The sequence below is a fragment of the Solemya elarraichensis gill symbiont genome, assembly GCF_002021095.1.
In the GTDB taxonomy this organism is placed as follows: domain Bacteria; phylum Pseudomonadota; class Gammaproteobacteria; order Chromatiales; family Chromatiaceae.
The window spans coordinates 1-6884 of the sequence record NZ_MPRK01000086.1 but is presented as its reverse complement, the minus strand read 5'-3'; the positions used below and the strand labels follow the sequence as shown (position 1 = coordinate 6884).

General features: G+C 52.4%; 8 protein-coding genes. 6 read left to right on the top strand and 2 right to left on the bottom strand.

Annotation, left to right across the window (positions count from 1 at the left end; genetic code table 11):
* Nucleotides 1–554: iron-sulfur cluster-binding protein (locus tag BOW51_RS05805; protein ID WP_442467906.1), on the top strand; the 554-nt coding region annotated here is incomplete at its 5' end.
* Between the two features lie 77 nt (nt 555–631).
* On the opposite strand, the gene BOW51_RS05800 is transcribed toward BOW51_RS05805, so the two are convergent.
* Nucleotides 632–1789, bottom strand: coding sequence for a PilT/PilU family type 4a pilus ATPase (locus BOW51_RS05800; protein ID WP_078476872.1), 1158 nt, complete (start codon nt 1787–1789; stop codon nt 632–634).
* A gap of 15 nt (nt 1790–1804) precedes the next feature.
* Nucleotides 1805–2836, bottom strand: a complete 1032-nt coding sequence (locus tag BOW51_RS05795; protein WP_078476873.1) for a type IV pilus twitching motility protein PilT — start codon at nt 2834–2836, stop codon at nt 1805–1807.
* A 157-nt stretch (nt 2837–2993) separates the two neighbouring features.
* On the opposite strand from BOW51_RS05795, the gene BOW51_RS05790 reads away from it, so the two are divergent.
* From BOW51_RS05790 to BOW51_RS05770, 5 genes are read left to right on the top strand one after another with little or no spacing between them, the layout of a single operon-like run.
* Nucleotides 2994–3677 (top strand): YggS family pyridoxal phosphate-dependent enzyme, encoded by a 684-nt coding sequence (locus BOW51_RS05790; protein WP_078476871.1) that lies wholly within the window; start codon nt 2994–2996, stop codon nt 3675–3677.
* Between the two features lie 51 nt (nt 3678–3728).
* A complete protein-coding gene (gene proC / locus BOW51_RS05785) occupies nt 3729–4562 on the top strand; it encodes a pyrroline-5-carboxylate reductase (RefSeq protein ID WP_078476870.1) in 834 nt (277 codons plus the stop codon).
* A complete protein-coding gene (locus BOW51_RS05780) occupies nt 4562–5152 on the top strand; it encodes a YggT family protein (protein WP_078476869.1) in 591 nt (196 codons plus the stop codon). The genes proC and BOW51_RS05780 overlap by 1 nt, the downstream gene beginning before the upstream one ends.
* The gene (locus tag BOW51_RS05775) at nt 5149–5442 is read left to right on the top strand and encodes a DUF167 family protein (RefSeq protein WP_078476868.1); all 294 of its coding nucleotides are present in this window, start codon (nt 5149–5151) and stop codon (nt 5440–5442) included. The genes BOW51_RS05780 and BOW51_RS05775 overlap by 4 nt, the downstream gene beginning before the upstream one ends.
* Nucleotides 5443–5460: 18 nt before the next feature.
* Entirely contained in the window at nt 5461–6777 is a 1317-nt protein-coding gene (locus BOW51_RS05770) for a DEAD/DEAH box helicase (protein ID WP_078476867.1), read from the top strand.
* The last annotated feature ends 107 nt before the right edge of the window (nt 6778–6884 follow it).

Sequence of the window (6884 nt, the reverse complement as noted above, 5' to 3'; positions counted from 1 at the left end):
TCAACTCGGGGCGTTCGCTACTGATTGGCGGAGGCGTCGGCATGCCACCGATGATTTTCCTTGCTGATGAACTGCGTAACCTGGATGGCCACAGCTGCTTTACAGTACTTGGTTCCGAGGTTCCATTTCCTTTCACTCCCAAACCCTCGCAGCATTTCGTTAAAGGCATGGATGAAGGTGTCATCGCGGCCATGCCGCTGCTGGACGACTGGGGCATTGCGTCGAGGCTCGCCAGCCTGCAAGGCTATGCCGGATGCCAGCAAGGCTATGTCACCGATGTCGCCCGCAACTATCTCGCACAACTGACGAGGCAGGAACTGGACGATACGACTATCTATAGCTGTGGTCCACATCCGATGCTGCAGGCAGTGGTTGACCTGGCGCGTGAATTCGGTGTCAATGTACAGACATCTCTGGAAGAGTTCATGGCGTGTGCCGTGGGCGGCTGCGCGGGTTGCGTAGTGCCTGTCGAAAGCGACAGTGGCGTACAAATGAAACGTGTCTGTGTTGACGGCCCGGTGTTTGACGGACGCCTGGTATTCTCTGAATCCTGATTGAAAAAGGCCGGAGTAAACTCTACTCCGGCCTCATTTATTCGCATTATTCATGCTGGATGTTTCAATTTTCCTGCTTAACTCAGAAAGCCCTCTTCTTCCTCATCATCCTCTGACTTTTCAAGCTGGAACTGTTCATCGGCACCTGATTCAAGGGGGTTACCACTCGCTTCAGCTGAAAGTTTGATCATCAGCCTCACCTCGTTGGATGAGTCAGCAAAACGCAAGGCATCCTCGTAACTGATTGTGCCTTTCTGGTAGAGGCGTACCAGTGATTTGTCGAAAGTGACCATACCCTGCTCTTCCGAGCGCTTCATCAGGTCCTTAACGTCGTGGATTTCACCATTGCGAATAAGATCCATCATGTAGGGTGTCCTCAATAGCAATTCGACACAAACGGCCATGCGTTCACCACCATCGATTCGTGGAATCAGCTGCTGACCAATAATCGCATGCAGATTGAAAGAGAGATCCAGCAATAACTGGTTGCGGCGCTCTTCGGGGAAGAAGTTAATGATACGGTCAAGCGCCTGGTTGGCGTTATTTGCGTGAAGTGTGGCGATACACAGGTGCCCCGTCTCAGCAAAGGTGATGGCATGCTGCATGACTTCTCGCGAACGAATCTCACCGATCAGGATAACGTCTGGCGCCTGGCGCAGGCTGTTTTTCAGGCCAATTTCGAATGACTCGGTATCAACGCCAACCTCGCGCTGGTTGACGATACAACCATCGTGCGTGTGAATATACTCAACAGGATCCTCAACAGTCAGTATATGTCCATGGGTGTTGTGATTGCGATACCCGACCATCGCCGCAAGGGTGGTTGACTTACCAGTACCGGTAGCACCTACACACAGCACCAGTCCGCGCTGGATCATGGAGATTTCCTTGAGGGTATCCGGCAGTTCCAGTTCTTCAAACCTCGGAATTTCAGCCTGAATATAACGAAACACAATGGATACCATGTCCATCTGGAAAAAAGCACTGACACGAAAACGTCCGACACCACCAACACAATGGGCAAAGTTTGCTTCACGCTCAGTAAAAAAACGGTCTTTCAGATAATCGGGCAGAATGTTACTGACAATCACCTCCGACTGGCTCATCGTAATCTCTTTCTGACCAACCGGCTCAATGTTGTCATTGATTTTCAGCGACGGTGGACGGCCAACAGCAATGAAAATATCTGACGCCTGTCTTTTTACGGCAAGTTCAAGTAGTGGTGTAATATCCATCTGTGTGCCTCTCGGTTAGTCTTCAGCGTGCATCATACGGGTCCTGGCCATCTCGCTGGAGATGATCCTGTTTTCAACCAGTTTTGTCAGATGCTGATCCATTGTCTGCATTCCCAGCGCCTGCCCTGTCTGAATTGCCGAGTACATTTGTGGAACCTTGTTTTCACGAATCAGGTTACGAATCGCCGATGTTGCAACCATGATCTCCCAGGCAGCGGTACGACCACCCTCTATTTTCTTCAGCAAGGTTTGCGAAATTACCGAGCGCAGCGATTCAGATAACATCGAGCGCACCATCTCTTTTTCTGCGGCCGGAAAAACGTCAATGATACGGTCAATAGTCTTGGCGGCCGAACTGGTATGCAGCGTGCCGAATACCAGGTGACCGGTCTCGGCAGCAGTCAGTGCCAGGCGAATAGTCTCGAGGTCACGCAGTTCGCCGACGAGTATCACGTCAGGGTCTTCACGCAGTGCAGCGCGCAGTGCATCGGCAAAGGTGGCGACGTGTGAGTGCACCTCTCGCTGATTGATCAGGCATTTTTTACTCTGGTGAACAAATTCAATTGGATCCTCAACAGTGAGTACATGTTCATATCTTTCCTTGTTGATGTAGTCAACCATCGCCGCAAGTGTTGTCGATTTTCCCGAACCCGTTACCCCGGTCACCAGCACGAGTCCACTTGGCACATTAACGATTTCCTTGAAGGTTTCCGGGCAGTTGAGGTCTTCAAGTGTCAGAATCTCGGATGGAATCAGGCGAAATACAGCGCTGCTACCACGATCCTGGGTAAACGCGTTGACACGGAAGCGTGAGACCTTGGGAAGGTCGAAAGAGAAGTCTATCTGAAGATGCTCTTCATACTCGCGGCGCTGCCTGTCGTTCATGATATCCATGATCATTTCCTGCGCATCCTCCTGCTCGAGCGCGGGGAGGTTGATACGTCGGATATCTCCGTCGACACGGATCATTGGTGGAAGCCCTGCAGAGATATGCACGTCGGATGCACCCTGCTTGACTGAAAAGGTGAGGAGATCTGTGATATCCATGTTCGCCATTTTTTCCTTTATTGCCAAAATAATTCAGGTTACCCTGAACCCGGTAAATCCGTCCTGCTCGATCATTGCATAACTATGTATGAAAGCAATACTCTTGAGTAGTAAAATGCCAGATGAAGAGTTTTAATTCAAATATTTATTACAGATAATGACACGAATTTCTGACAACCTTTCAACAATCAAAGAAAGAATACATACAGCTGCGCTCAGCTGCGGGCGTTCACCCGATGGAATCACGCTACTGGCAGTGAGTAAAAAGAAGCCTGCCGGGACGATTCGCGAAGCCTGGGATGCCGGTCAACGTCGATTTGGCGAGAACTATGTGCAGGAGGCCATTGATAAGATCGCAGCACTGCATGACCTACCAATCGAGTGGCACTACATCGGTTCGATCCAGAGCAATAAGACCCGCCTGATCGCAGAAAATTTCGACTGGGTACATGGCGTGGATTCACTCAGGCAGGCACACAGGCTCAGCAATCAGCGCCCTGATGAGTTGAATCCACTGAATATCTGCCTGCAGATCAACATCAGCAACGAGGAATCCAAGGGCGGCATCGACATGCAGGAAGCAGAATCGATCGCAACAGCGATCAGCAGTTTGCCAGGTTTGCAACTTAGGGGACTGATGGCACTGCCGGCTCCAACTGATGATCTGCAGCAGCAGGCCGCTATATTCTCGCAGATGCAGCAGCTCTTTGTGCAACTTAACAGTAAGGGCTTGCATCTGGACACTCTCTCCATGGGCATGTCGAATGACATGGAAGAGGCAATCCGCCACGGTGCAACCATCGTACGTGTAGGAACAGCCATTTTCGGGCAACGTGACTGATAGAATAGTCACACAGCCAGAAACGAACGTTTAATCTGAGAGGTAAACCGTATGACAACCCGGACAATCGCTTTTATCGGCGCCGGCAACATGGCAGCAGCCCTGATCAAGGGATTGGTCGAAGATGGCTATCCTGCTGACAACATCATTGCATCAGATCCGGATCATAAACGTACTGATTTCATCAAGGAGTGCTGCGCGATCAGGACATCGGATGACAACCGGGCAGCCGTACTCGAGGCCGACGTCGTTGTTCTCGCAGTCAAACCCCAGACGTTGCCACAAATTGCGCGCGACATCGCGGAAGCTGCGAGCAGCAGTAAACCACTGATCATATCCATTGCTGCAGGCATCCAGACCAGGCACCTCGCGGAATGGCTCGGCGAAGATGTCGCCATCATCCGCACCATGCCAAATACTCCTGCCATGCTGCAGACAGGAACGACTGGCCTGTATGCAAACCCGAATGCAAATGAAGATCAGCGCAACCTGGCCGAATCTATCATGCGTGCCGTCGGACTGACCCTGTGGGTTGAGAGTGAAACCATGATGGACAGCGTTACTGCCATCTCCGGCAGCGGACCTGCCTACTTTTTCCTGGTAATGGAACTGATGATCAAGGCTGCCGAGAAAATGGGCATGGAGCACAACTCGGCGAAACTGCTGACACTACACACCGCACTGGGCGCTGCACGCATGGCGCTGGAGAATCCCGAGGATCCCTCGGTACTGCGCGAGAAAGTCACCTCCCCCGGAGGCACCACGGCCGCAGCGCTCTCAGTCTTCAATGAGAGTGGCCTGGAGCAGATCATAGAGGACGCACTCACTGCCGCACGTGACCGCTCGATCGAGCTTTCAAGCCAGGTCAATGGAGAGCAGCCATAATGGAAGGCGGATATCTCTCCACGCCGCTGCTGTTCCTGATCCAGATCGGATTTGGTTTCTACACCATGCTGCTTCTGCTGCGTTTCCTGCTGCAGGCGACAAGGGCAGATTTCTACAACCCGATTTCACAGATGATAATCAATGTCACAGCACCGGTGCTCAAGCAATTTCGTCGTTTCATACCCGGCTACCGCGGCATGGATATCTCCTCACTGGTCGCTGCATGGGCGGCAACTGCGATTGAAGGGCTGCTGATACTTGCAATCGTCGGTTATGACGGAGCACTGCTGGCCGCACTCCCGTGGGCACTGCCACAACTGGTCTCACTATTCTTCTCGATATTTATTTTCTCCATCGTCATACAGGCGGTCATGAGCTGGTTTCCCACTACACAGGGTCACCCGTTGCAGCTGCTGGTTTCACAGATCGCAGCAACTGTTACAAACCCGGTCAGAAGAGTCTTTCCCGCCAGATCATCCGGTGTCGACTTCACCCCCATGCTGGCCATCATCGGACTGAAGGTGCTGAAGATGCTCATCATGCCGCCTCTGTTTGCACTCTTTGGTGTACCGCCAATACTGCAAAAATGAGTGAGGCGTGGTATCGTTGGGAAGATAACAAGCTGTTCCTTAGACTGAAAATCCTGCCCAGGTCGAAAGGAAATGAGTATGCAGGTCCCCATGGTGACCAGTTCAAGGTAAAAATCCTGGCACCCCCCGTTGATGGCAAGGCCAACAGCCACCTGATCAAGATGCTTGCGAAAGATTTTGGCGTGACGAAAAATGCCGTCACCCTGGTGAAGGGCGAAAGCAGCCGCGACAAGCTGGTCTGTATCGACTCTCCGACCAGGATGCCAATCGACCTTGAAATGCAGGAATAACAATGATGAGCACCCTATATGAGTGACAGCCACCTTACAGATACACGTTTCGACTCCTTTGAATTTGACCCCCGCGTTGCGGCAGGCATCAAGGACACAGGTTTCGACTACTGCACCCCAATCCAGGCAGAAACCCTGCCGCTGGCCCTCGCAGGCCAGGACATTGCCGGACAGGCGCAGACAGGCACAGGTAAAACCGCTGCCTTCCTGCTTGCCACCTTTCAGCACCTGCTGACGCATCCAGCTAAAGAGAATCGCAGAAAGAACCAGCCGCGCGCTCTGATGGTTGCACCGACACGCGAGCTCGCAGTACAGATTCACAAGGATGCCCTGCAGCTGGGGGCACATACTGATTTCCGGATTCGTGCCGTATTTGGCGGTACTGCATACGACAAACAGCGCCAGGACCTGGAGGACGGCGTTGATATTTTGATCGGGACGCCAGGACGCCTGATTGACTACTTTAAACAGAAAGTATATGACCTTAAAGCCACGCAAGTCGTGGTACTGGATGAGGCCGACCGTATGTTCGATCTCGGTTTTATCAAGGACATTCGCTACCTCATCAGGCGCACACCACCACCTGAAGAGCGTCTTGGCCTGATGTTCTCGGCAACGCTCAGCTACCGTGTCACAGAACTTGCTTACGAGCACATGAACAACCCGACCCAGATCAAGGTCGAATCCGATACCCTCACAGCGGATCGCATCCGTCAAAAAGGCTACATGGTCGCCAATGACGAGAAGATTCCGTTACTGATCGGTCTGCTGCGCTCATTTGACGAGCACCGTGCAATTGTTTTCGTCAACACCAAGCGCGCTGCCGATATCATCTGGGGATTTCTTGAAGGCAATGGTTTCCCAGCAAGTATTCTCTCCGGCGATGTGCCGCAGAAAAAGCGCCTGTCGCTGTTGAAACGCTTTCAGGATGGTGAACTCTCTGTGCTTGTAGCTACTGACGTTGCAGCACGCGGACTGCATATTGAAGATGTTTCGCACGTCATCAATTACGACCTTCCTGATGATGCCGAGGACTATGTCCACCGCATTGGCCGTACGGCACGTGCCGGCAGTGACGGTGATGCCATCAGTTTCGTGTGTGAATCCTACGCCATGGCACTTCCGGATATCGAGGCCTACATCAAGCAGAAACTTGATGTCACCATGCCTCCTTCCGAACTGCTTGCTGAAGTCGACCCAGGCAGTCGTGTCAGAACCGAACGCAGGAAACCGATGCATGGTTCCGGCGGCAACCGCGGCGGTGGCAGAGGCCGCAGTTCTGGTGGTGGCGGCAGAGGCAGAGGCGGGCAGGGTCGTGGACGCAACAACAGTTAAGGTTCAAGGTGAAAGGTGAAAGGTGAAAGGTGAAAGGTGAAAGGTGAAAGGTGAAAGGTGAAAGGTGAAAGGTGAAAGGTGAAAGGTGAAAGGTGAAAGGTGAAAGG

What these genes read in the sequence shown, in the direction of transcription:
- BOW51_RS05770 (WP_078476867.1), top strand. Translation starts at nt 5,461, where the DNA reads ATGAGTGACAGCCACCTTACAGATACACGTTTCGACTCCTTTGAATTT.
- BOW51_RS05790 (WP_078476871.1), top strand. Translation starts at nt 2,994, where the DNA reads ATGACACGAATTTCTGACAACCTTTCAACAATCAAAGAAAGAATACAT.
- BOW51_RS05775 (WP_078476868.1), top strand. Translation starts at nt 5,149, where the DNA reads ATGAGTGAGGCGTGGTATCGTTGGGAAGATAACAAGCTGTTCCTTAGA.
- BOW51_RS05800 (WP_078476872.1), bottom strand. Translation starts at nt 1,789, where the DNA reads ATGGATATTACACCACTACTTGAACTTGCCGTAAAAAGACAGGCGTCA.
- BOW51_RS05780 (WP_078476869.1), top strand. Translation starts at nt 4,562, where the DNA reads ATGGAAGGCGGATATCTCTCCACGCCGCTGCTGTTCCTGATCCAGATC.
- proC (WP_078476870.1), top strand. Translation starts at nt 3,729, where the DNA reads ATGACAACCCGGACAATCGCTTTTATCGGCGCCGGCAACATGGCAGCA.
- BOW51_RS05795 (WP_078476873.1), bottom strand. Translation starts at nt 2,836, where the DNA reads ATGGATATCACAGATCTCCTCACCTTTTCAGTCAAGCAGGGTGCATCC.